Source organism: Salmonella sp. A1325 (assembly GCF_056991255.1).
In genome coordinates, this window is sequence record NZ_JAMLWO010000005.1 from 304,834 (window position 1) to 328,857 (window position 24,024).

General features: G+C 52.1%; 19 protein-coding genes. 7 read left to right on the forward strand and 12 right to left on the reverse strand.

Features of this window, described 5'->3' with window-relative positions; genetic code table 11:
* The first annotated feature begins 138 nt into the window (after positions 1 to 138).
* A complete protein-coding gene (locus tag NAZ64_RS12740) occupies positions 139 to 1,380 on the forward strand; it encodes an NAD(P)-dependent oxidoreductase (RefSeq protein WP_001136404.1) in 1,242 nt (413 codons plus the stop codon).
* Positions 1,374 to 2,609, forward strand: a complete 1,236-nt coding sequence (gene preA / locus NAZ64_RS12745) for an NAD-dependent dihydropyrimidine dehydrogenase subunit PreA (RefSeq protein ID WP_000956097.1) — start codon at positions 1,374 to 1,376, stop codon at positions 2,607 to 2,609. Before NAZ64_RS12740 ends, preA begins: the two co-directional genes overlap by 7 nt.
* Before the next feature lie 74 nt (positions 2,610 to 2,683).
* Here the strand turns inward: preA and mglC are convergent, their stop codons facing one another.
* The 6 genes from mglC to folE form a co-directional block, all read right to left on the reverse strand.
* Positions 2,684 to 3,694 carry a galactose/methyl galactoside ABC transporter permease MglC gene (gene mglC / locus NAZ64_RS12750; protein ID WP_001275101.1) on the reverse strand — a complete coding sequence of 337 codons (1,011 nt, stop codon included), beginning with the start codon at positions 3,692 to 3,694 and terminating at the stop codon, positions 2,684 to 2,686.
* Between the two features lie 15 nt (positions 3,695 to 3,709).
* Positions 3,710 to 5,230 (reverse strand): galactose/methyl galactoside ABC transporter ATP-binding protein MglA, encoded by a 1,521-nt coding sequence (gene mglA, locus NAZ64_RS12755; protein WP_088523996.1) that lies wholly within the window; start codon positions 5,228 to 5,230, stop codon positions 3,710 to 3,712.
* A 133-nt stretch (positions 5,231 to 5,363) separates the two neighbouring features.
* Positions 5,364 to 6,362, reverse strand: coding sequence for a galactose/glucose ABC transporter substrate-binding protein MglB (gene mglB, locus NAZ64_RS12760; RefSeq protein WP_001036937.1), 999 nt, complete (start codon positions 6,360 to 6,362; stop codon positions 5,364 to 5,366).
* A 498-nt stretch (positions 6,363 to 6,860) separates the two neighbouring features.
* Positions 6,861 to 7,883 carry an HTH-type transcriptional regulator GalS gene (galS, locus tag NAZ64_RS12765; protein ID WP_000628630.1) on the reverse strand — a complete coding sequence of 341 codons (1,023 nt, stop codon included), beginning with the start codon at positions 7,881 to 7,883 and terminating at the stop codon, positions 6,861 to 6,863.
* Positions 7,884 to 8,032: 149 nt separating this feature from the next.
* Positions 8,033 to 9,175: a DUF418 domain-containing protein YeiB gene (gene yeiB, locus NAZ64_RS12770; RefSeq protein ID WP_001518079.1), complete on the reverse strand. Its 1,143-nt coding sequence runs from the start codon at positions 9,173 to 9,175 to the stop codon at positions 8,033 to 8,035.
* A gap of 14 nt (positions 9,176 to 9,189) precedes the next feature.
* Positions 9,190 to 9,858 (reverse strand): GTP cyclohydrolase I FolE, encoded by a 669-nt coding sequence (gene folE, locus NAZ64_RS12775; protein WP_001139611.1) that lies wholly within the window; start codon positions 9,856 to 9,858, stop codon positions 9,190 to 9,192.
* 329 nt (positions 9,859 to 10,187) lie between these two features.
* Between folE and fghA the strand changes: the two genes are divergently transcribed.
* The gene (gene fghA, locus NAZ64_RS12780; protein ID WP_000425490.1) at positions 10,188 to 11,045 is read left to right on the forward strand and encodes an S-formylglutathione hydrolase; all 858 of its coding nucleotides are present in this window, start codon (positions 10,188 to 10,190) and stop codon (positions 11,043 to 11,045) included.
* On the opposite strand, the gene NAZ64_RS12785 is transcribed toward fghA, so the two are convergent.
* A complete protein-coding gene (locus NAZ64_RS12785; RefSeq protein ID WP_000876817.1) occupies positions 11,034 to 11,423 on the reverse strand; it encodes a helix-turn-helix domain-containing protein in 390 nt (129 codons plus the stop codon). The two genes, fghA and NAZ64_RS12785, sit on opposite strands and share 12 nt — an antisense overlap.
* 4 nt (positions 11,424 to 11,427) lie before the next feature.
* The gene (locus NAZ64_RS12790) at positions 11,428 to 12,795 is read right to left on the reverse strand and encodes an L-serine ammonia-lyase (RefSeq protein ID WP_079963592.1); all 1,368 of its coding nucleotides are present in this window, start codon (positions 12,793 to 12,795) and stop codon (positions 11,428 to 11,430) included.
* Between the two features lie 216 nt (positions 12,796 to 13,011).
* Here NAZ64_RS12790 and serB point away from each other — a divergent pair, with 216 nt between their 5' ends.
* On the forward strand, positions 13,012 to 13,899 hold the full coding sequence (gene serB / locus NAZ64_RS12795; RefSeq protein ID WP_023262920.1) for a phosphoserine phosphatase SerB: 888 nt from the start codon (positions 13,012 to 13,014) through the stop codon (positions 13,897 to 13,899).
* A gap of 32 nt (positions 13,900 to 13,931) precedes the next feature.
* Positions 13,932 to 15,254: an MFS transporter gene (locus NAZ64_RS12800; protein ID WP_000023806.1), complete on the forward strand. Its 1,323-nt coding sequence runs from the start codon at positions 13,932 to 13,934 to the stop codon at positions 15,252 to 15,254.
* Positions 15,255 to 15,297: 43 nt separating this feature from the next.
* On the opposite strand, the gene cirA is transcribed toward NAZ64_RS12800, so the two are convergent.
* The 3 genes from cirA to yieE all read right to left on the reverse strand — a co-directional run bounded on the left by cirA (position 15,298) and on the right by yieE (position 20,157).
* Positions 15,298 to 17,289: a catecholate siderophore receptor CirA gene (gene cirA, locus NAZ64_RS12805; RefSeq protein WP_079944217.1), complete on the reverse strand. Its 1,992-nt coding sequence runs from the start codon at positions 17,287 to 17,289 to the stop codon at positions 15,298 to 15,300.
* 345 nt (positions 17,290 to 17,634) lie between these two features.
* Positions 17,635 to 19,104 carry a lysine-specific permease gene (gene lysP / locus NAZ64_RS12810; RefSeq protein ID WP_000534999.1) on the reverse strand — a complete coding sequence of 490 codons (1,470 nt, stop codon included), beginning with the start codon at positions 19,102 to 19,104 and terminating at the stop codon, positions 17,635 to 17,637.
* Positions 19,105 to 19,293: 189 nt separating this feature from the next.
* On the reverse strand, positions 19,294 to 20,157 hold the full coding sequence (gene yieE, locus NAZ64_RS12815) for a DNA-binding transcriptional regulator YeiE (RefSeq protein WP_000548316.1): 864 nt from the start codon (positions 20,155 to 20,157) through the stop codon (positions 19,294 to 19,296).
* 120 nt (positions 20,158 to 20,277) lie between these two features.
* Between yieE and NAZ64_RS12820 the strand changes: the two genes are divergently transcribed.
* Both NAZ64_RS12820 and nfo read left to right on the forward strand, forming a co-directional pair.
* Entirely contained in the window at positions 20,278 to 21,327 is a 1,050-nt protein-coding gene (locus NAZ64_RS12820; RefSeq protein WP_000137966.1) for a YeiH family protein, read from the forward strand.
* 78 nt (positions 21,328 to 21,405) lie between these two features.
* Positions 21,406 to 22,263 carry a deoxyribonuclease IV gene (gene nfo, locus NAZ64_RS12825; protein WP_000873912.1) on the forward strand — a complete coding sequence of 286 codons (858 nt, stop codon included), beginning with the start codon at positions 21,406 to 21,408 and terminating at the stop codon, positions 22,261 to 22,263.
* 64 nt (positions 22,264 to 22,327) lie between these two features.
* Here the strand turns inward: nfo and fruA are convergent, their stop codons facing one another.
* Positions 22,328 to 24,016, reverse strand: a complete 1,689-nt coding sequence (gene fruA, locus NAZ64_RS12830; protein WP_000854408.1) for a PTS fructose transporter subunit IIBC — start codon at positions 24,014 to 24,016, stop codon at positions 22,328 to 22,330.
* Between the last annotated feature and the right edge of the window lie 8 nt (positions 24,017 to 24,024).

Here is a 24,024-nt window from a genome sequence, read left to right on the forward strand (position 1 = left end):
GCATTCTGGTTTCATTTTTTTGTGAATTCTTTCACAGAATACCCTTCTTTCAATGCTTAGGCTGGCGGTAGATTTTGGATTATTAAAACGCGTTATTTGCGTTTCGCCTTAATTTATTCAAGCATTAAGGAAGATTATATGCCGCAACAAAATTATCTGGATGAACTCACGCCTGGTTTTACGCCATTACTGGCAATAAAAGAGGCTTCCCGTTGTTTATTATGTCACGATGCGCCCTGTAGTCAGGCTTGCCCGGCGCAAACCGATCCGGGGAAATTTATTCGTTCTATTTACTTTCGCAATTTTAAAGGCGCAGCGGAAACTATCCGGGAAAATAACGCGCTTGGCGCCGTCTGCGCCAGAGTCTGTCCGACGGAAAAATTATGCCAGCGCGGATGTACACGTTCCGGAATAGATAAACCTATTGATATTGCACGCCTGCAACGTTTTATTACCGATTTTGAACAGCAGACTGCCATGCAGATTTATCAGCCCGGGAGTAAAACACGCGGGAAAGTCGCGATTATTGGCGCGGGTCCGGCAGGTTTGCAGGCAAGCGTGACGCTCACGCATTTAGGCTATGACGTCACCATTTACGAAAAACAGCCGCAGCCCGGCGGATGGCTGCGTCACGGCATCCCGGCATTTCGTCTGCCGCAAAGCGTACTCGATCAGGAAATTGCCCGCATTGTAGAAATGGGCGTCAATATTAAATGTAATTGTGAGGTGGGCGGGTCGCTATCGCTTGCGCAACTCAAAGCCGAATATCGCGCCGTGCTGATGACCGTCGGGATGTCCTGTGGCTCTGATTTACCGTTATTTGAGCAAGCCAGTCACGTAGAGATTGCCGTTGATTTTTTACAGCGCGCCCGTCAGGCCGACGGCGATATTAGCGTTCCGCGTAGCGCATTAATTATTGGCGGCGGCGACGTAGCGATGGATGTCGCCAGTACGTTAAAAATTCTCGGCTGTCCTTCCGTCACCTGCGTGGCACGGGAAGAATTAGCCGAATTCCCCGCCAGCGAAAAAGAATTTACCAGCACGCAGGCATTAGGCGTATCGATTATTGATGGTTTTACGCCTGTCGCCGTCAGCGGAAATAAAGTGACCTTCCACCATGTACGCCACTCAGGAGAACTGACGCTGGAAGCGGAAAATATTATTTTGGCCGTGGGGCAGCACGCGCGACTGGATAACTTTGCGGAGATAAAAGCGCAGCATAATATTATCGACACGCACAATTATCAAACCGACGACCCGGCGATCTTTGCCGCTGGCGATATTGTTAAAGGTGATAAGACCGTCGTTTATGCGGTAAAAACCGGAAAAGAAGCCGCTCAGGCTATTCATCATTATTTAGAGGAGGCCTGCTCATGTTAACAAAAGATTTGTCTGTTACCTTTTGCGGCGTTAAGTTTCCCAATCCGTTTTGCCTTTCTTCTTCTCCGGTAGGCAACTGTTATGAGATGTGCGCCAAAGCCTATGATACCGGCTGGGGCGGGATCGTTTTTAAAACCATTGGTTTTTTTATTGCCAACGAAGTCTCTCCACGTTTTGATCACCTGACGAAAGAAGATACCGGTTTTATTGGTTTCAAAAACATGGAGCAAATTGCTGAGCATCCGCTGGAAGAGAATCTGGCCGCCATTCGACGGCTAAAACAGGATTATCCGGATAAGGTGCTGATTGCTTCCATCATGGGGGAAAATGAGCAGCAGTGGCAGGAACTGGCGCGTCTGGTTGAAGAAGCCGGCGCGGATATGATTGAGTGTAACTTCTCTTGCCCGCAGATGACCTCGCACGCCATGGGAAGCGATGTAGGGCAAAGCCCGGAGCTGGTTGAAAAATACTGCCGCGCCGTAAAACGCGGTTCATCTTTGCCAATGCTGGCGAAAATGACGCCGAATATTGGCGATATGTGCGAAGTCGCGCTGGCCGCTAAACGCGGCGGAGCCGACGGTATCGCCACCATCAACACCGTGAAATCCATTACTAACATCGACCTGAACCGCAAAATCGGGATGCCGGTGGTTAACGGTAAATCCAGTATCTCCGGTTATTCAGGAAAAGCGGTGAAACCCATTGCGCTGCGTTTTATCCAGCAGTTGCGAATGCACCCTGAACTGCGCGATTTCCCGATTAGCGGTATCGGCGGCATTGAAACCTGGGAAGACGCTGCCGAATTTCTGCTGCTGGGCGCGGCGACCCTACAGGTGACGACAGGCATTATGCAATACGGTTACCGCATTGTAGAAGATATGGCGAGCGGCCTCAGCCACTATCTGGCCGATCAGGGATTTGCCTCATTACAGGAGATGATCGGGCTGGCGAATGGCAATATTATCCCGGCGGAAGAGCTGGATCGCAGCTATATCGTCTATCCGCGAATTAATCAGGAGAAATGCGTCGGCTGCGGACGTTGCTATATCTCCTGCTATGACGGCGGTCATCAGGCGATGGAGTGGGATGAACACAGCCGCACGCCGCATTGCAATACGGAAAAATGCGTCGGTTGTCTGCTGTGCGGTCATGTCTGCCCGGTCGCCTGTATTGATTTAGGCGAGGTCAAATTTAAAAAAGGCGAAAAAGAACACGCGTTAACGCTGTAGCTCACGGTATGAAGCCCGGCGCGCAGTTTCGCTGCGCCGGGTTATCTGATAAGCAAAGCAATAGGTCTGGATAACTACTTCTTACGCGCGTATTTCAGCGAGTCCAGCGCCACGGCGAAAATGATAATGCCGCCTTTGATAATGTACTGCCAGTACGGGTTTACCCCGATATAGGTCAGGCCATAGTTGATGACGGTAAAGATAATGACGCCGGTCACCACGCCGAAGACCGTACCCACTCCGCCGCTAAACGATACGCCCCCGACAACGCACGCGGCAATCGCATCCAGTTCATACATAAAGCCGAGGTTGTTGGTGGCAGAACCAATACGCCCTGCTTCCAGTAAGCCGCCGAAGGCATAAAACACGCCGGAGAGCGCATAAATCATCAGCAGGTTCAGCGCCACGTTTACGCCAGAAACTTTTGCCGCTTCCGGGTTGCCGCCAATAGCAAAAATGTTTTTACCAAAGCGGGTTTTATTCCACAGCACCCAGACAAACGCTACCGCAATCAGAGCGTAAAAGGTGATGTAGGAGAGCCGGAAACTGCCCATCGCCACAAAGCCCTGTGCAAAGGTGGAAAAGCCGCTGTCAAAGCCGGAAATGGGCGAAGCGCCGACAAAGTCATAGTAAAGGGAGTTGATTCCATAAACGATAATCATCGTGCCAAGCGTGGTAATAAACGGCGTCACATTCAGGTAAGCAATGATGATGCCGTTCACCAGGCCAATCACCGCGCCAATCGCGCAGACAATCAGGATGACCAGCGCAATCGGCATGGTCGCCATTTCCGGAAACACTTTGTTGGCGTTTTCCATTGATTGCAGTAATGTTGCCGCCACGACCGCCGCCAGCCCTACCTGACGCCCCGCCGACAGGTCTGTCCCCTGGGTGACGATGAGTCCCGCCACGCCCAGTGCGATGATAATACGTACCGAAGATTGCGTCAGAATATTACTTAAATTCAGCAAACTTAAAAAAGTCGGGTCCTGGAAAATAATAATCGCCAGCAACACTAAAAGAACGACGTAAATTCCGCCCTCTTTCAGCCAGGTCAAAAAGCTTTTCTTGTTTAACGCACTCATAAGGAGCCCCTGATCTTAAAGGTGCAAAGAAGCAAGACGCAAAATTTCGTTTTGCGTTGTTGTTTTAGTATCGACAATGCCGGAAACGAGACCGTTACTCATCACCAGGATACGATCGGTAATCCCTAACAGCTCCGGCATTTCAGAAGAGATAATGATGATCCCCTTGCCTTTTTTCGCCAGTTCCGCAATAAGCTGATAAATTTCAAACTTTGCGCCGACATCAATGCCGCGGGTCGGTTCGTCCAGCATTAATATTTCCGGCTGCGTTAATAGCCAACGACCAATGATCACCTTTTGCTGATTGCCGCCGGAAAGCGAACCAATTTGCGTGCGATGCCCCGGCGTTTTTACCCGCATGGAGTCAATGACCCATTGGGTGTCGCTTTTCATCCGGGAATTATCCAATAACCCCACTTTATTTTTATAATTACGGATATTCGAAATTAATGAGTTAAATCCGATATCCAGATAGGCGTAAATTCCGGTGGAACGACGTTCTTCCGTCACCAGCGCAAAACCGTGGTTAATCGCTTCGTTCGCAGTGTGATTATTAATTTTCTTGCCATGTAAAGTGATTGTCCCGGACGACTTCTCACGAATGCCAAACAGCGTTTCGACGATATCGGTACGCTTTGCCCCAACCAGGCCGGCAATGCCCAGAATTTCGCCCTTGTGCAAATCAAAGGAGACATCGCGAATGGAAGGCTGGCGCAGCGAGGTCAGGTGACGGACCTCCAGAATCACATCGCCCGGCTTATTTTCTTTATCCGGAAAGCGCTGGTTCAGGGAACGCCCGACCATCATCGCAATGATCTTATCCATATCCAGCCCTTCCAGCGGCTGGGTGGCAATCCACTGACCGTCGCGCAAAATAGTAATTTCATCGCACAATTGAAAAATTTCTTCCATTTTATGCGAGATATAAACAATGCCGCAGCCGCGTTCTTTCAGCTTGCGAATAATGGTGAACAGATGATTAACCTCTTTCTCAGTTAACGATGAGGTCGGTTCATCCATAATAACGATCTTAGCGTTATAGGAAAACGCCTTCGCAATTTCGATCATCTGCATTTGCGAAACGGATAACGTTCCTACGCGCGCGCGTGGGTCAATATCGATATCCAGTTCATCAAATATCGCTTTGGTATCCTGGTACATTTTATCCTGGTCGACAAACATACCTTTGGTGGGATAACGTCCCAACCACATGTTATCCATGACCGAACGTTGCAATACCAGATTTAACTCCTGATGTACCATCGAAATCCCATTCTCCAGCGCTTCTTTCGCCGAATGGAAGTCCACTTCTTTTCCCTGAAATACAATGCTGCCGGAATCTTTTTGGTAAATACCGAAAAGACATTTTAATAATGTTGATTTGCCTGCGCCGTTTTCGCCCATTAATGCATGAATAGAGTACGGACGAACGTTTAAGTTGACATTATCAAGCGCTTTCACGCCGGGAAATGATTTGTTAATGCCACGCATTTCCAACAAATATTCACCCGACGACGGAGAGATCGTGCTGCCCATAATGATACCCTGTCGGCCTTTTTAATTATGACTATCCGCGCCGGATGGCAAAAGAAATACGTTATCCGGTCTGCGGCACGTCACCCTTCCACGGTTTCAGGGCGCAACAAAATTGCGCCCACAGACGGAAAAGTTATTTTTGGGTAAATTCGCTCAGATTGTCTTTGTCCACGCCGACATAAGGCACGCGCACGATTTTATTCTCAATCTTCCAGTTGGTGCCGTCAGCCGCGCCCTTGCCTTCGGCGAGGTTTTTCGCCAGATCGAATGTCGCTTTCGCTTGATTGTTGGCGTCATTCAGTACCGTACCGGCCATCGCGCCCGATTTCACCAGCGCCAGAGCTTCCGGTAACGCATCGACGCCAAAGACCGGAATCGACGATTTATTATGCGCTTTCAGCGCCTCTACCGCGCCCATCGCCATCGCATCGTTATTCGCGATAACCACTTCAATCTTGTTAGCGTTCGGGCCAGACAGCCAGGCATCCATCTTATCTTTTGCCTGCGCGGTATCCCACATGGCGGTGTCTAACGCCAGTTGCTCGGTCTGAATACCTTTAGCATTTAACTCTTTCACCACATACGTCGTACGGGCTTCCGCATCCGGGTGCCCCGGCTCGCCTTTCAGCAGAACATACTGAATTTTACCGTCTTTATTCAGATCCCAACCCTGATTCGCCTGCCAGTGTTTGGCAATCAAGTCGCCCTGAATCACACCGGATTCTTTAGAGTCAGTCCCGACATAATACGCCTTGTCATAGCTGTCCAGCGCTTTGCGGGAAGGCTCTTTGTTAAAGAACACCACCGGCACATTTTGCCCGCGCGCTTTCTCAATCACCGTACCGGCGGCTGCCGGGTCGACCAGGTTAATCGCCAGAGCTTTAACCCCTTTCGCCAATAAAACGTCAATTTGATCATTCTGTTTGGACTGATCGTTTTGCGAGTCATTCATCAGTAGCTGAACATCCGGCGCGGATTTGCCATCTTTTTCAATAGCCTTACGCACCACGGACATAAAGTTATCGTCATATTTATAAATCGTCACGCCAATACGAGTATCAGCCGCGTGCGCGTGCGCGCCGAATAACAGACTTGCCATCACGGCAGAAAGGGTCAGTACCTTCTTATTCATGGTAGCTCCGGTTTTATTATGTAGGGTATAGCGTAAAAAAATGCCCGGCTGTTCAGCACGTTAACGCGTGTTACTGAACACCGAAGCGTATTTAGAGCCTATCCCACCAGGCGTTATTGGCGCAGCCAGTTTGGACACGGACAGCGCGCAAAAACCGGAGCGTACACGTAGTACGTGAGGTTTGACTCGCTACGCTCGCCCTTCGGGCCGCCGCTAGCGGCGTTCAAAACGCTAACGCGTTTTGGCGAGCACTGCCCAGGTCCAAAATGGCAAGTAAAATAGCCCTAATGGGATAGGCTCTTATTCAACTCTTTATTTTTGTCCGGTAGTCGCGGGATATTGTGATAACGGTTTTTATAAGCGAAATACCCCAGCAAAACTGACAACTAACTGTTACACATTAGTTACAGTGCGACAAACGTTGTCATCATAGCTATCACAATGTTAATAAACTGTGAATTTACTCACAGATTGAAAACGGTTACATGCGGTGCGTAATCAGTTAGTGATCAGTACCGCATTCTGTCGCCACGCCACCGAATGGCGCCGCACCAGTGTCGGCATGAAGCAGTGCGTCGCCGTGATATCCAGGGTGCCTGCGGCCCCCTGTAACGCCAGCTCGGTCGCGATTTTCGCCATAGAAGCAATAGGATAGCGCACGGTAGTCAGCTGAGGATCGGTATAACGAGCAATAGGGATATCATCGAAACCGATGACAGACAGATGCAAGGGAATGGCGATGCCGTTATCTTTTAACGCCGTCAGCGCGCCCGCCGCCATGTTATCGTTATAGGCAAATACCGCCGTCAGTTGCAGATTGCGTCCCAACAACTCAACCATTGCCGACTCGCCGCCCTGCATATCCGGCGTGCCGGTGCCAATCCAGCTCTCCGACGCAGCAACCCCCTGCTCTTGCAGCGCGTGAAACCACCCTTCTCTGCGCATCGCGTCATCTTCAATACGGTGGCTGGAGGCCAGGTAGCCGATGCGTTGATGTCCATTATTCAGCAACATTCGGGTCGCCATTCTGGCGCCGCTCACATTGTCGAGACAGACACAACGATGCGCATAACCCGGCACGATACGGTTAATCAGCACCATGCCGGGGATCTGATCCATAAAGTCGCTCAGCTCGCGATCGGTTAAGGCTTTTGAGTGAACAATCAATGCGTTACAACGCTGACGGATCAAGACTTCAATCGCATGACGCTCTTTTTCCGCCTCATGATAACTGTTGCCAATGAGAACATATTTCTGGTGCTGCTGCGCGACCAGATCTACGGCTTTCACCAGAGCGCCGAAAAAGGCATCGGAAACATCCATGACCACGACGCCGATGGTATCGCTCACCTGGGTGGCCAGCGCTTGCGCATTCGCATTTGGCCGATATCCCAGCAGAGTGACGGCCTGCATAACGGCGTCACGGGTGTCGGGACTGACCAACGCGCTGTTATTCAGTACGCGGGAAACGGTCGCTACAGACACGCCAGCCTGGCGCGCTACATCACGAATGGTGATCATATTCACTGCCCTGTTTGAGTTCAAAAATGCTCACAAATGCCCCGTTAGCAGGCGGCTATTTTGTCAGCACCCTGCCCAGGGCTGCGTGAGAAACATCACAGGGATGGAAACGGTTACAGCCATTTTGTTAATGAATGTGATCCAGATCGTTATCTGAGCGATCCTGACGCGCGCAACGTGAGTTGACGCCATAACCACTCGACCGGTCCCTGTCGCCAGAAACGTAGCCAGATGACGGAAAAGAGAAGGTTTATTGCCCATACCGGAACGACAAAGAACAAGAGTTCCAGTCGATTGAATTTCATAAATAAGCCAAACTGATAAAACAGCGTGGTACAGATGATCGTCTGCAGCAAATAATTGGTCAGCGCCATTCGCCCTACGCAGGCAATGGCAAGCGTCAGTCTGCATCGGCTAAGCTGCGGCCAGAAGCCAAACATCAGCGCGGCATAGCCCAGCGTTTGCAACGGCGCGCTCAGTTCGCGCGGCGCCTGCAATAAGAAGGCGCACCAGCGGTACGCCCAGTCCAGCCGCCATTGTAAAATGACCGCAGGCAGGTTGATCATTAGCCCTAACGCCACCAGCAGAACCCCGGTACGGCGATAGTGCCGCAGACTGTACTGACCTTTCAGCCAGCCGCTACGCATTAGCGCGGCGCCCAGCAGCATCATACCTGCCAGTTGCCAGCCATACTGCGCGCCGAGCGCCAGTAAACTATTCGACAGCATCTCTGCCCGGTTGCTGATAGCCTCCATGCCGCCGTTCAGCTTCCAGTATTTTTCATACAATATTGCCGACGCATCCGGCGTCCAGGCGCGGCTGGTTTCGCTACTCGATACCACGCCCAGCAGCAGTAGCACGCCAATCCCGACCAGATAAAGGAGTATGCCGGTATTGAACAGGCTTTTTACCGAAGGCGCGTCGCGTACCAGTCGCCAGCAAATTAACCCGACCAGACCGTAGGCCAGCAGAATGTCGCCGTCCCAAAAGAATAACGCATGGATAAAACCTAACAGTACCAATAGCGTTAAGCGCGACTGAATCCACTGTTTACCACGCGGAAGCAGCATTTGTAGCCCCGCGCCAAACAACAACGCGAACAGCGTAAGAAACTTAGCCTGCGCCACAATATCGAGAATCGCCCAGGACCAGGCGTCTTCGGGAACGATCGCGCCGTACCAGGCGGGATTGAGATAAGCCGCCTTCGGCAATCCAAAGGCGCTAATGTTAAGAAGCAGGATACCGAGGATAGCGACGCCACGTACAAAATCCAGCGTGACATTACGCTCCATCGTCTCCGCCTTAATCATGGATGATGGCGAACGGCACGCAGAAACTCCTGGCGCGTATTCTGGCTGGACTTAAACAATCCGCCCAGCGACGTCGTCGTCGTGGCGCTGGTTGCGTCACGAATACCGCGCGCTTTCACGCAGTAATGCACCGCATCAATCGATACCGCTACATTATTGGTGCCGAGCAAGGTTTGCAGCGCCGTCAGAATTTGTTGGGTCAAACGTTCCTGAACCTGTGGACGCTGGGCGAAGAATTGCACGATGCGGTTAATTTTCGACAGGCCGATCACGGAATCTTTGGGGATATACGCGACGGTCGCTTTGCCATCAATGGTCACGAAGTGATGTTCACAGGTGCTGGTCAGCGTGATATCGCGGACGGTGACCATTTCATCCACCTTCATTTTATTTTCAATGAGGGTAATTTTCGGGAAATTGGCATAGTCGAGGCCGGCGAAAATCTCGTCAACGTACATCTTAGCGATACGATGCGGCGTTTCCATCAGACTGTCATCGCTCAAATCGAGATTCAGCAACTGCATAATCTCAGTCATATGCCCTGCGATAAGGCTTTTTCGCGTTTCATTATCCAGTTCATCCATAGGCGGGCGCAGCGGCGTTTCCAGCCCCCGAGCAACCAGCGCGTCATGAACCAGGGCCGCTTCTTTACTGAGTGATGGCATTAATCGTGTTCTCCTGCAGGTGTGGCGCCTCTGCCCTGCATGGGGCAAAGTTTGTCAATATTGTGACAGTGTGATTATTGTGCGTGAGGTAGCGCACATAATCCAGTATTCACGCCCATAATTGTTGAAATTGTCGCTGCCTTTCATGACATCTTTTCCGGTGCAAGAATGCTGGCAGGACAAAGGGCATATTTGTTAACGCAACGTTATTTAAATGATGAAGCATGTTTATGTATTACGGAAGTGAAAGTTACTCACAACGCGGTGAATAATCTGTATTATGAAGAATCTGCATACCTTATCAGGTTCACCATAAAAGGAGCCCCCGCATGGAAATGCTCGAAGAGCACCGATGTTTTGGCGGCTGGCAGCAGCGCTGGCGTCATCATGCCGCCACGCTAAACTGCGCCATGACATTCAGCATTTTTCTTCCGCCGACTCAGGATAATGAACCGCCTCCGGTACTGTACTGGTTGTCCGGGTTGACCTGCAATGATGAGAATTTTACCACCAAAGCAGGCGCGCAGCGTATCGCAGCAGAACTGGGCATTGTATTGGTGATGCCGGATACCAGTCCACGCGGTGAACAGGTCGCCGACGATAGCGGATACGATTTAGGCCACGGCGCCGGGTTTTATCTCAATGCCACACAGCCGCCCTGGGCCAGCCATTATCGCATGTACGATTACCTGCGCGATGAGCTTCCGGCGCTCATCCAGACACAGTTTAACGTCAGCGACCGTTGCGCCATCAGCGGGCACTCGATGGGCGGCCACGGCGCGTTAATCATGGCGCTGAAAAATCCGGGCAAATATACCAGCGTCTCTGCTTTTGCGCCCATCGTCAACCCCAGCCGCGTGCCGTGGGGAATCAAAGCGCTTACCGCTTATCTCGGCGAAGATGAATCAGCCTGGACTGAGTGGGATAGCTGCGAATTAATGCTGGCCAGCCAGCCGCAGGACGCCATTCCTGTGCTCATCGATCAGGGCGACAGCGATCAGTTCCTCGCCGATCAGCTTCAGCCCGCCGTACTGGCGGAAGCCGCGCGGCAAACCGCCTGGCCGATGACGCTACGAATCCAGCCCGGTTACGATCATAGCTATTATTTTATTGCGTCCTTCATCGAGGACCATCTGCGCTTTCATGCCCGGTATTTACGGGGCGAGCGTGAGACGTCACCAACATAATGAATTTTCCAGCGCCGCGCTGTAATTCACCTCCTCCGACTGCGGCGCGGAAGATTTATTATTTAAATCCGCGGCCTGCTGGCGTACCTGAAGGCGGCCGCTGCCCTCTCCGCCTTCATAACTTTCGTGAAAATTACGCAGCTCGGATTCAAACAGCACCGCATCAAGATTATGCAACTTATCCAGCGCCCGCAGGAGAGAAATTAGCGTATCAAGATTGAGCCCTCCCCCCTTCTCGATACGCTTGATGGTGGCGATGCCAACGTGCGCGCGATCGGCAAGCTGCTGCTGGGTCATCGAAAGAGACAGACGCGTCTCCTTTAAGCGGGCGCACAACGACAGGATAATCTCGTCGTTATTCATCGTATTGTATTTCACGCTGTTACCCTCTCTTGCGCGGCTGAATTTTCCCCAGCGAACCATGATACGTTTCACGGTATTTAGCGCTCATGTCTTTACCGGTCTCGTACATCGCAGCAATGATCTCATCGAGCGAAATACAGGGTTCGCTTACGCGACTCATCGCCATCGTCGCTGCGTTTATCGCTTTCACGGCAGAGATGGCATTTCTCTCTATGCAGGGAATTTGTACCTGCCCGCCCAGCGGATCGCAGGTCAATCCCAGATGATGTTCCATGGCAATTTCAGCGGCGCTCAGCGTTTGCTCCACGGATGCGCCCATCAGTTCAGCCAGGCCCGCCGCCGCCATTGAGCACGCCACGCCGATTTCCCCCTGACAGCCAACTTCAGATCCCAGAATAGAGGCGTTTTGTTTAAACAATATCGCGATAGCGGCGGCGGTCAGGAAGAAACGGGTCAGAGCACCGGGTTCCAGCGGCGTGACAAATTTATCATACCAGCAGAGCGCTGCCGGAATGATGCCGCACGCGCCATTGGTTGGCGCGGTAACAATCTGTCCGCCGCTGGCATTTTCTTCGCTTACCGCAATCGCAAAGGCATTGACCCAATTCAGCGCGGTTAAAAAATCGCTGGCGGAGCGGTTAGCCTGTAACGTCTTATGTAACGCACAGGCGCGCCGCGGTACCTGATAGGGACCGGGTAATACCCCCTCAGTATGCAGGCCGCGATAAACCGCCTGCTGCATCACGTCCCATATTTGCGCCAGATAATTCTGCAACGTCTGTGGCGAGTGGCGGCACAGCTCATTTTTCATCATCAGCGCCGCCACGGACAGGCCGTTACGCCGACACAGCGCCAGCAACTGCGCGGCATGACTAAATTCAAAGGGCGACACTGTACGCAAAGGAAGCGATGGCGTCAGCGGCTCGCCATGTTTGCGGACCTGCCCGGCGCCGGTCGAAAACCAGGTCTCTTCATACACCGTGAAATAATCATCTCTGGCGCGAAACGTCATGGCATAAGGATGACCTGGATGCGCCTGGTGATTGGCGATAATCTTGACTTTTATCGTGATTCCGCCCGCGTCGGAGAGCGGGAGTTCGATTTTGTTTTCATTTTCCGCACGCTTAATCACCGCCATATGCGAGCGGAGATCGACATTCTCCGGCTGGTAGCCCAGCAGCCCAAGATAAAGGGCGGTATCCACATTGTGGCACTTGCGGCTTAACGATAACGCGCCATACAGCTCGATTTCTATTTCCCGAATTAGCGGCAACGTCTCTTGTTCTCTGAGCAATGAAATAAAGTGACAGGCGGCGCGCATCGGCCCTACGGTACGTGAGCTGGATGGACCTATTACTATTTTGAATATATCAAGGCAACTCTCCATCGTTATATCAATCCTTTCAGTGTCATTCGCATTCAGTAATAAATAACATCCTCGCACAGTTGGCATATCAAAAGTGATACCTTTTGTGTCTGAACTTTACCTGGTATCAAAAACAACGCTTTTTTAGCCCTTTTCTGGCTGTGATATCTGTGATAGCACAAGATTCCACGTCGCAAAAGAGCCATTATAATACCCGTAAATTAAGGGAGTTATCATATGAGCATTATTTATTTTATTACCACACAGGATATCGATACGTTTCAGAAAAAATTACAGGAAACGTTATTTGATGCCGTCACCATGCCGTTTCCGCTATTATTTGATAAACGTTATGCCGCGCTTATCAATACCGCTTATTTAAAGCTTACGCTGCCAACAGAATGTCTGACGCCTGAATTTTATCGCTATTTACGCGAACTCTCATTGCAATGGCAGTTTGATTTTTTTATTAAGCCGCAGCCACTGCCTGCTAACGGTATTATCGCGTTTGATATGGACTCGACATTTATTGCGGAAGAAGGCGTGGATGAAATTGCCCGCGCGCTTGGCATGTCGACGCAAATCACCGCCATTACCCAACAGGCGATGGAGGGCAAGCTTGATTTTAACGCCAGTTTTACCCGACGCATCGGAATGTTGAAAGGCACACCGAAAGCAGTGCTGAACGCCGTATGCGATCGCATGACCCTTTCGCCAGGCCTGTTAACTATTCTGCCAGTCATCAAGGCCAAAGGATTTAAAACCGCGATTATCTCCGGGGGACTGGATATATTCACCCAGCGTCTAAAAGAACGGTATCAACTGGATTATGCCTTTTCGAATACGGTTGAAATACGCGATAACGTTCTGACGGATAACATTACCTTGCCGATTATGAACGCCGCAAACAAAAAACAGACGCTGGTTGACCTGGCTGCCCGGTTAAATATTGCCACGGAGAATATTATTGCCTGCGGTGATGGCGCCAACGATCTGCCGATGTTAGAACATGCTGGCACCGGTATTGCCTGGAAAGCGAAGCCGGTTGTACGGGAAAAAATCCACCATCAGATTAATTATCACGGTTTCGAATTGCTTCTTTTTCTTATTGAAGATGAATTATAACGCGACTCACCTCGCCGGAAGGGAATTTTAAAATGAGTATAAAAACATTTATTTTCAGCCAGCCCGATAAGCCGATTGTAAAAGAGAAAAAAGAGATAGACCAGACCTATAAAAAATTTCGTTTTGAGATTATCGCCTCGGTCTTTATCTCTTATGCCGTCTTTTATCTTACCCGTAAAAACTTCTCCGCCGCGATGCCGGCCATGCTGACGGAAACGTCGCTGACCGCAGAAGACTTCGCCATTATGTCTTCTATTTTTTACATTCTTTATGGCGCGATGAAGTTTGTCGGCGGGATGCTGGTCGATAAAATTAACCCGAAAGCTATGACCGGCCCGGTGCTGATTGGCGTGGGGATTGTAAATATTCTGTTCGGCTTTTCCGACAGCGTGGCGGCATTCTACGTGCTGTACAGTCTCAACGCGATATTACAGGGCACCAGCTTTCCGCCGATGGCGAAAATTATGGCCTCGTGGTTTTCGAAAAACGAACGGGGACGCTGGTGGGCTATCGTTGAAGCGGCGCACAATATCGGCGGCAGCCTCGCGCCGCTGCTGACCAGTTTTGCTATCGCCTTTAGCGGTAGCTGGAAAATGGGGTTTTATGTTCCCGGCGCCATTTCGCTGCTGATGGGGATAGTGGCGCTATTTACCATTAAAGATCGTCCCGGTACGTTAGGTTTGCCCAACGTGGGGCAGTGGCGTAACGACCCGACGGAACTGGCCCAGGTCAAGGCCAGCCCGGTCAACCTGAGCTTCTGGCAGATTTTTGTAAAATATATCCTGACCAATCCACTGGTATGGATCATTATTATCGGCGATATGTCGGTTTATATTGCGCGCACCATCCTTAACGACTGGCCGCAGATTTACTATTCACAGGTTCACGGCTGGAGCCTGATAAAAGCGAACTCGATTATTTCCTGGTTTGAGGCGGGCGGACTGGCAGGTGGGTTGCTGGCAGGCTACTTGTCTGACTTTATGTTCAAAAGTAACCGCTGGATGACCGGATTAATCTTCGCGTTAGCGCTGTGCATATGCATCGTGCTGGTGCCGCTGGTTCAGGATACCTCTTACACCCTCACCGCGATTCTGTTCACCATCATGGGCTTCGCCTTATACGGACCGCATATGCTTTTTGCCGTCGGCTGTCTGGATGTGACCCATAAGGATGCGGCGGGATCGATTACCGGCTTTCGGGGATTGTTCAGCTATGTCGGCGCGGCAATGGCCGGTGTGCCGGTAATTATGGTGAAAAATAGCTGGGCGTGGTCGGGCGTTTATATCTATGCGTTAATCGCCATTCTGCTAACGACTCTGTCGCTGGCGCTGCTCTCCAGGCTGCATCGGTTATAACATTCTGGCGACAGCGGCAAAACGCGGCTGTCGCCAGTCTCTGTCAGAAACGGTAATCCACCGCCATAAAGTAACGACGTCCGTCTTCGGTATAACCGTAGTCGTCGCGTTTGAGATCTTTATCGCCCACGTTCAGAACGCCCGCACGCAGTTTAACGTTTTTCGTCGCCTGCCATGCCGCACCGGTATCCCAGACCACGTACCCACCCGGCGTTTTCGCCGTTGCGCTGTCGGCCCGCTTACGCCCGGTATAATTCCCTGATACGTAGAATGACCAGTCTTCGAGCTGCACCGGTTTCCAGTCCAGCGTACCGTTCGCGGTGTGGAACGGCAGATCGGAAAGCGGCTTGTTCCCGCCATTACTGACGTCGCGTCCGTCGTTATAGGTGTAATTCAACGACAGTTTCCACGCCTCGTTAAACGGAACTTTCAACTCGGTTTCCACGCCCTGAATACGCGCTTTATTCACGTTGTAATAACGGAAGACCGGAACGCGCTGTCCCCGACTGTTGGTTTCGAAACCGACAAAGTTGGAATAGCCGGGCGCGGCGTTAACGTCAGGGGTACGACTAATGCTGATGCGATTGTCCACATCGTTACGGAACGTGGTAACGCTCGCTTCCACGCCCTCCAGTATGCCTTCTTCGCCACGGTAATAAAGGCCGAGCTCCCAGCTTTCACTGGTTTCAGGTTTCAGATCCGGGCTACCGATAATGCGGCATCCGCCACGGCAGGAGTTGGTCGCCCAGTCCGGACTTAATTGCAATAGCGACGGCGCTTTAAAGGCCGTGGCCCACCCACCTTTCACCGTCAGGGTATCCGTTGCGTTATAGACCAGATAAGCACGCGGGCTCCAGTGATCGCCATAGGTTTCATGGTCATCCATACGAATACCGGTGGTCAGCGCCAGCGGTTCAAAGATGCGCCACTCATCTTCAAGGAACAGAGCATACTGGCTGGCGGAGGTTTTAGTACTGGAACCGCCGGTCAGGTTCACCGCATCGCTCAGTTTATCGTGACGCCATTCGCCGCCGAAGGTGAGGAACTGGTTGACAGACGCTAACGGCAGAACGTATTTCCCGTCAATCGAATTGCTTTCTGACGTGATAGGGCTACTGTTGCCGGGGTTTTTGTTTTCCACTTTTTCGCCGTAGAATTTGAGCTCACTATTGCCGAGATCCCAACGTCCGTTATGGCTCAACGCATAGTTTTGCCGTTCCAGACGGTTTTTATCCAGCGAGTCGGAGTCCCGGTCCTGGCGATCAAAACCGTAGCCTGCGGTAACGTCATGATTTTCGTTTGGTGTCCAGGCAAACTCGACGTTTCCATCGCGGCTGGTAAATCCTTCAATGCGCGGCGTTTCACCCGTAGCGGTGGTGGCGGAACTCTGCTGCTCGTCTTTTCCGCGTTTCGCCAGACTACCGTAGGCTTTCATTCCCAGCACGCCGTCGATCAGCGGACCGCTGGTAAAGAACTGACCGTTATAGGTATCGCCACGGTCGCGATGTTCCTGAATAGTGGAGTCAACCGTGACGCTGCCGTGCCATTTCTGACCAATTTTTTTGGTGATAATGTTGACCACGCCGCCCAGCGCATCGGAGCCATACAGCGAGGACATGGGGCCACGCACCACTTCAATGCGTTCGATAGCGTCAACCGGTATCCAGTTCAGATCAAAATCATTATGGCGGAAGACCGCGTTACGGGAGTTAACGCGCTTACCGTCGATCAGGATCAGCGTATAACTGCTGTCCAGACCACGAATACTCACGCCTTTACGGTTATCCCCTTCGTTAGTGAGCTGCACGCCCGGCACCTCTTTCAGGACATCTTTCAGGTTTTGCACGGGCCTGCGCTGTAAATCTTGCTGGGTAATGACGCTGATACTTGCTGGCGCATCTTTCAGATTTTGTTCGATGGCGGACGCGGTAACGACCATGGTTTCACCATCATCCGTTGCCGCGGCAACCGGCCAGGCCAACGTAACTGCGGACATACAAAGCCCTACCCGAACGAAAGGGTTAAACCTAAACATTCCATTTCTCCATGAGGTAAATACGACAAAAAAAATCGGTTATCGCTCACAACGCATTACGTTTCGCCTGCGATAACGGTTATCACGGCGAACTCTTTTTATGCAGGCGAGTCGGGCTCATTAGTGACGGTCGCGCCCGAATCTTCATCCTTTCTGATTTCGAGCGTAACGATAAAGCAAACGATAATAATTATCAATTTAATTGTTAATAATTATGTCATTTGAACCAATCATAAAGAAAAAACAAAAAACCCTCTCGAATGAGAGGGTTAGAAGGGTCAGGTTCAGGCAGTCCGTGCCGGATAGCGGCATAAAGCCTATCCGGCCTATGACGAGAATACCGCGTTACTTTTTAACGCGTTCCGGGAAGTGCATTTCGCTATAGCGCACGAAATGCGTACCTTTTATCAGCTTGTAGCCGAACCAGATAAGCAGGAACAGCGGAATACCGATATAGGTCGCCGCGACGCCGCCCCAGTCGATGGTATCTTTCAGGAACGCTTCATAGTTCTGCCCCAACGTAATAATCAGGCACAGTACAAAGGCGAAAATCGGCCCCAGCGGGAAGAACCCGGAACGGTACGGCAAATCATTCACATCATACCCTTGTATCACGTAACCGCGACGGAAGCGATAATGGCTAATGGCAATCCCCAGCCAGGCGATGAAGCCCGTCATACCGGAGGTGTTCAACAGCCACAGATAGACCGTCTGGTTGCCGAACATTGAGGTCAAAAAGCAAAGACCGGCAATCACGGTGGTGGCATAAAGCGCATTGCGCGGTACGCCGCCGCGGGACAATTTCGCAAAAATACGCGGGGCCTTACCGTCACAGGCCAGGGTGTAGAGCATACGGGTCGAGGCATACATCCCGGAGTTACCCGCAGACAGTACTGCAGTCAGGATAACCGCATTCATTATCGCCGCCGCAGACAACAAGCCCGCATGCTGGAACACTAAGGTAAACGGACTGACGCTAATGTCTTTGACGTCGTTACGCAGCAGGTTTGGATCGGTATAAGGAATGATCAGGCTGATAATCAAAATCGCGAAAACATAAAACAGCAGAATACGCCAGAACACCTGACGCACCGCGCGCGGAATATTCTTCTCCGGGTTTTCAGATTCCCCGGCGGCAATACCAATCAGCTCAGTTCCCTGGAAAGAGAAGCCCACGATCATCGCGACGCCAATCATTGCCGCAAAACCGCCAGCGAAAGGCGCATCGCCCGTCGTCCAGTTGCTCCAGCCGACCGGCTCAACACCTTTAAAGATACCGATAATCATCGCTACGCCAACGATGATGAAGATAATAACGGTCGCGACTTTAATTAACGAGAACCAGTACTCCGCCTCGCCAAAACCGCGCACGGAAATGTAGTTCAGCAAGAAAATGACGCAGAGGAATAGCGCGCTCCAGATCCAGCCCGGCGTGTCCGGGAACCACCAGCCCATCACCAATTGTGCGGCAACCAGGTCAACAGCGATAGTCACCGCCCAGTTGTACCAGTAGTTCCAGCCCAGCGCGAAACCAAAGCCTTCTTCCACATAGTTCTGACCATATGTCGCAAACGAGCCAGATACCGGCATATAGGCCGCCAGCTCGCCAAGACTGGTCATCAGGAAGTAGACCATCAAACCAATCAGAATATAAGAAAACAGCGCGCCGCCTGGCCCCGCCTGAGAAATTGTCGCACCAGATGCAACGAAAAGACCTGTCCCGATGGAGCCGCCAATGGCAATCATCGTCAGGTGACGCGCCTTTAATTCGCGACGTAGCGCGGGCGCTTCTGTGGTTTTAGTTTTGGAACCCATGTGAAAATGCTATCCATCCAAAAAATGAGGCGCGATTGTAACAGACGAAATACTATCCTTCCGACACAAATGCGCGGTTATAAGAGACCTTCATGACCGGCCACGGATTATAAGTAAAGCAGAGAATAACGTATACGTAAGCGGATACTAAAAATGGCGATGCCGCCCGGGCAGCCCTCCTCTTCACCTTTATTCACAGTAACTCAAAAAACGCTGCAACGCGTTAGAAAGATGTTTCTGCCGATGATGAACACGCCACAACGTGCGCACCAGGCGCGGTAACGGCACCGCGACTTCGCCCAGGGTTCCCGCCTGGAGTTGTTCAGCAATCACCCGGCGCGATAAACAGCTTATCCCCAGTCCATGACGCACCGCATGTTTGATCGCTTCTGAATTCCCCAACTCCATCGCCATATGAAAGCGCGGCAAATGCGACAACAGCAAATAATCGACAATTTCCCGCGTACCGGAACCGCGCTCGCGTAAAATCCATGGGGATGCCGCAAGCTGTTCCAGCGTCACCGGCCCCTGCGTCAGCGGCGAGGACGGCGCGGCAAAGACCACCAGCTCATCTTCCAGCCACGGCTCAGAGATAATCTCTGTACTGTGACACGGCCCTTCAATCAGGCCGATATCAACCCGAAAATCCAGCACCGCGTTAATCACGTCCTGGCTGTTTCCCACGCTGAGTTCCAGCGGCAAGGCCGGATAATGCTGGCGATAGCGGGCAATCATGGCGGGTAAAATGTAATTGCCGATGGTGCTACTGGCATAAACCCGTATCGCGCCGTTATCTTCACGAAATAGCTGCTCAATTTCTACCGCTTGCTCCAGCAATGCCAGCGCGCGCGGATATAATAAGCGCCCATGTTCGTTGACCACCAACCGTTTCCCCACCCGATCAAACAACTGTACGCCGAGCTGACCTTCCAGATCGGTGAGCGCGGCGCTAACGGCGGACTGCGATAATGACAGCATGACCGACGCCTGGGTTGTTGAACCGCTTTTCAGTACTTCAGCAAACACTTCAAGTTGTCGTAGCGTAATATGCATAGTCGTATCCCACCGATAGCGTTTCACTTACCACTTATAAAGATTAATTATAAATATATAATCAATTTTATTTTTAAACCAGATCACCGTAACCTTATTGTCCATATACAGGAGAAGGTTATGACAGAACTCACCTTGCAGAATCATCGTCGTACAATGTGGCATTTTATACCGGGGCTCGCTCTGAGCGCCGTCATTACAGGAGTCGCCCTGTGGGGCGGCGCTATCCCTGCCGTTGCAGGCGCGGGGTTCAGCGCCCTGACCCTGGCTATCCTGCTGGGTATGGTTATCGGGAATACCGTCTATCCACAAATATGGAAACAATGCGACGGCGGCGTGCTGTTTGCAAAACAACATCTGCTGCGTTTAGGGATTATCCTTTACGGCTTCCGCCTTACCTTTTCACAAATCGCCGATGTGGGCATTAGCGGTATTGTGATTGACGTATTAACGCTTTCCAGCACGTTCATGCTGGCCTGCTTCTTAGGCCAAAAAGTCTTTGGTCTGGACAGGCACACCAGTTGGCTGATTGGCGCCGGTAGCAGTATCTGCGGCGCGGCGGCGGTACTGGCGACAGAACCGGTGGTAAAAGCGGAAGCCAGTAAGGTTACTGTAGCCGTCGCGACTGTCGTTATTTTCGGCACCATTGCTATTTTCCTTTACCCGGCAATGTATCCGCTGCTGGCGCACTGGTTCAGCCCGGAAACTTACGGCATCTATATCGGCTCAACCATGCATGAAGTCGCGCAAGTGGTCGCAGCGGGTCACGCCGTTAGCCCGGATGCGGAAAATGCGGCAGTTATCGCTAAGATGCTGCGTGTCATGATGCTGGCGCCGTTCCTGATCATTCTGGCAGCACGCGTTAAACAGCTTTCCCCGGCGACCGGCGCGGAAAAAAGCAAAATTACCATTCCGTGGTTTGCTATTTTCTTCATCGTAGTGGCGATCTTCAACTCTTTCCACCTGCTGCCGAAAGCCGTGGTGGATATGCTGGTGACGCTGGACACGGTGCTGCTGGCGATGGCAATGGCGGCGTTGGGTCTGACCACTCACGTTAGCGCATTGAAAAAAGCGGGGGCGAAACCGCTGCTGATGGCGCTGGCATTATTCGCCTGGCTGATTATTGGCGGTGGCGCCATTAACGTCCTAATCCATAGCCTTATCGCATAAATTATTACGTTTCACGCCTGTTAACCCGTTATCATAGCGTTCGTAATGAACCGTTAGCGGGTTTAACAGGAGTCTTTTATGAAATACATCGGAGCGCACGTCAGCGCTGCTGGCGGTCTGGCTAACGCCCCTGCCCGCGCGGCTGAAATTGGCGCAACGGCCTTTGCGCTTTTCACAAAAAACCAGCGTCAGTGGCGTGCCGCCCCCCTAACTCCCCAGGTCATTGATGACTTTAAAATCGCCTGTGAAAAGTATCATTTCTCGGCGGCGCAAATCCTTCCCCACGATAGTTACCTGATTAATCTGGGCCATCCGGTCAGTGAAGCACTGGAAAAATCACGTGATGCCTTTCTCGATGAAATGCAACGCTGTGAACAACTCGGCTTAACCTTGCTTAATTTTCATCCCGGTAGCCATTTGATGCAGATTGCACAGGAGGATTGCCTGGCGCGGATCGCGGAATCCATCAATATTGCCCTCGCGCAGACCGAGGGCGTTACGGCGGTTATCGAAAATACAGCCGGTCAGGGCAGTAATCTGGGGTTTGAGTTTGAACAGTTAGCCGCCATCATCGACGGCGTGGAAGATAAGTCGCGCGTTGGCGTCTGTATCGATACCTGCCATGCCTTTGCCGCCGGATATGATCTGCGTACGCCAGAGGCGTGCGAAAAAACGTTCGCCGGATTCGGGAAAATTGTCGGATTTCAGTATTTGCGCGGAATGCACCTGAACGACGCCAAAAGCGCCTTCGGTAGCCGCGTTGACCGCCATCACAGTCTGGGTGAAGGCAATATCGGCCACGATGCGTTTCGTTGGATTATGCAGGATGCGCGTTTTGACGGTATTCCGCTGATACTGGAGACCATCAATCCTGATATCTGGGCGGAAGAGATTGCGTGGTTAAAAGCCCAGCAAATTGCCGAAGCGGTGGCCTGACGCTCAATGTTCTTCAGGCAATAAAAAAGGCAGAGCGCGCTCTGCCTTTTTTAGCGTGTTTCTCTTACGCCGCTTTTGCCGCGACTTCCGTCTCCGGACGTTTCAGGACGGCATAAGCCAGCCCTGCCACCAGCGTACCGGCCACAATTGCCAGCAGGTATCCCAATACCGGCGTAATTGCGCCTGGGATAAGCAGAACAAACAGACCGCCATGCGGCGCCATCAATTTTGCGCCTACCGCCATAGAAATAGCCCCGGTCAACGCGCCGCCAACGATACAGCACGGCAGTACACGCATCGGGTCGCGCGCCGCAAACGGAATAGCGCCTTCAGTGATAAAGCACAGCCCCAGCACCAACGCCGCTTTACCGCCTTCCTGCTGCGCTTTGTCGAACTTACGACGCGCCACCATCGTCGCCAGACCCAGCGCTAACGGCGGTACCATACCTGCGGCCATGATCGCCGCCATCGGCGCGTAAGTTTGCGTACTCAGCAGACCAACGCCAAACGCATACGCCGCTTTGTTCACCGGGCCGCCCATGTCGGTACACATCATCCCGCCGAGAATCGCGCCCAACAGCACCGCGTTTGCCGTCCCCATGGTTTGCAGCCAGTGGGTGAGCCCTTCCAGAATCCCGGCAACCGGTTTACCGATCAGGTAAATCATCGCCAGCCCCACCACCAGACTGGAAATTAACGGGATGATCAGGATTGGCTTCAGCGCTTCCATACTTTGCGGAAGTTTCAGTTTGGTACTGATAAGCTTCGCCATATACCCGGCAAGGAAGCCGGCAATGATCCCGCCGATAAAACCGGAACCGGTGCTAACCGCCAGCATACCGCCAATCAGACCTGGCGTAAGGCCTGGGCGATCCGCGATGGAGAAAGCGATATAACCCGCCAGTACCGGCACCATCAGCGCAAACGCCGAACCGCCGCCAATCTGCATCAGCGCCGCCGCCAGCGTGTCCGGCACCTTAAAGGCTTCAATACCAAAGGCGAAGGAAAGCGCAATACACAGTCCCCCGGCAACCACCATAGGCAGCATGTAAGAAACGCCCGTCAACAGATGCCGGTATGCGCCAGCGCTCTCTTTCTTCCCTTCGGTCGCCGCTTGCGATGCCTTACCCGCCGGTTGATACGGCGTCGCTTCCGCTACGGCTTTATCCAGCTCCTGCGCCGTCTTTTTCAGCGCCAGGCCGGTCGACGTGCGGTACATCGGGAGACCGGCAAACTTCGCCAGATCCACTTCGATATCCGCCGCCACAATCACTAAATCCGCTTCCGCCACCTCTTCCGGGGTGATGGCATTGCCGGCCCCCACGGAGCCGCGCGTTTCGACTTTTACCCACCAGCCGCGTTTTTTCGCTTCTGTTTCAATGGCTTCAGCCGCCATAAAAGTATGGGCGACGCCGGTCGGGCAGGCCGTTACCGCGACCACGCGTTTCGGACCGCCGCTCGCCGCAGGAGCAGCCGCAGCAGGGGCGCTGTAAGGGGTCGCATGGCTTTTGGCTTCACTCAGAAACAGTTCCGGATGCGCGACGGCGCGACCAATATCCCCCAGCCAAACCTTTTTGCCGTTCAAAGCATTGTCGTTCGGCAGAGATTCGCCCAGCACGATCGCCAGTTCAGCATCATTCGGATTGTCGATAATTTCCAGATTTGCTTTATGCGCCGCCGCTCCAAGCAGGGTTTTCGCCATGTAAGCGCGAGCCTGGCCGAGATTAGCGTCAATTATCAGCAGCGTTTTCATTATGCCTC

What these genes read in the sequence shown, in the direction of transcription:
- NAZ64_RS12820 (WP_000137966.1), top strand. Translation starts at nt 20,278, where the DNA reads ATGACAGAACTCACCTTGCAGAATCATCGTCGTACAATGTGGCATTTT.
- cirA (WP_079944217.1), bottom strand. Translation starts at nt 17,289, where the DNA reads ATGTTTAGGTTTAACCCTTTCGTTCGGGTAGGGCTTTGTATGTCCGCA.
- yeiB (WP_001518079.1), bottom strand. Translation starts at nt 9,175, where the DNA reads ATGGAGCGTAATGTCACGCTGGATTTTGTACGTGGCGTCGCTATCCTC.
- fruA (WP_000854408.1), bottom strand. Translation starts at nt 24,016, where the DNA reads ATGAAAACGCTGCTGATAATTGACGCTAATCTCGGCCAGGCTCGCGCT.
- nfo (WP_000873912.1), top strand. Translation starts at nt 21,406, where the DNA reads ATGAAATACATCGGAGCGCACGTCAGCGCTGCTGGCGGTCTGGCTAAC.
- preA (WP_000956097.1), top strand. Translation starts at nt 1,374, where the DNA reads ATGTTAACAAAAGATTTGTCTGTTACCTTTTGCGGCGTTAAGTTTCCC.
- serB (WP_023262920.1), top strand. Translation starts at nt 13,012, where the DNA reads ATGAGCATTATTTATTTTATTACCACACAGGATATCGATACGTTTCAG.
- yieE (WP_000548316.1), bottom strand. Translation starts at nt 20,157, where the DNA reads ATGCATATTACGCTACGACAACTTGAAGTGTTTGCTGAAGTACTGAAA.
- NAZ64_RS12740 (WP_001136404.1), top strand. Translation starts at nt 139, where the DNA reads ATGCCGCAACAAAATTATCTGGATGAACTCACGCCTGGTTTTACGCCA.
- mglA (WP_088523996.1), bottom strand. Translation starts at nt 5,230, where the DNA reads ATGGGCAGCACGATCTCTCCGTCGTCGGGTGAATATTTGTTGGAAATG.
- NAZ64_RS12790 (WP_079963592.1), bottom strand. Translation starts at nt 12,795, where the DNA reads ATGGAGAGTTGCCTTGATATATTCAAAATAGTAATAGGTCCATCCAGC.
- mglC (WP_001275101.1), bottom strand. Translation starts at nt 3,694, where the DNA reads ATGAGTGCGTTAAACAAGAAAAGCTTTTTGACCTGGCTGAAAGAGGGC.
- lysP (WP_000534999.1), bottom strand. Translation starts at nt 19,104, where the DNA reads ATGGGTTCCAAAACTAAAACCACAGAAGCGCCCGCGCTACGTCGCGAA.
- mglB (WP_001036937.1), bottom strand. Translation starts at nt 6,362, where the DNA reads ATGAATAAGAAGGTACTGACCCTTTCTGCCGTGATGGCAAGTCTGTTA.
- fghA (WP_000425490.1), top strand. Translation starts at nt 10,188, where the DNA reads ATGGAAATGCTCGAAGAGCACCGATGTTTTGGCGGCTGGCAGCAGCGC.
- folE (WP_001139611.1), bottom strand. Translation starts at nt 9,858, where the DNA reads ATGCCATCACTCAGTAAAGAAGCGGCCCTGGTTCATGACGCGCTGGTT.
- galS (WP_000628630.1), bottom strand. Translation starts at nt 7,883, where the DNA reads ATGATCACCATTCGTGATGTAGCGCGCCAGGCTGGCGTGTCTGTAGCG.
- NAZ64_RS12800 (WP_000023806.1), top strand. Translation starts at nt 13,932, where the DNA reads ATGAGTATAAAAACATTTATTTTCAGCCAGCCCGATAAGCCGATTGTA.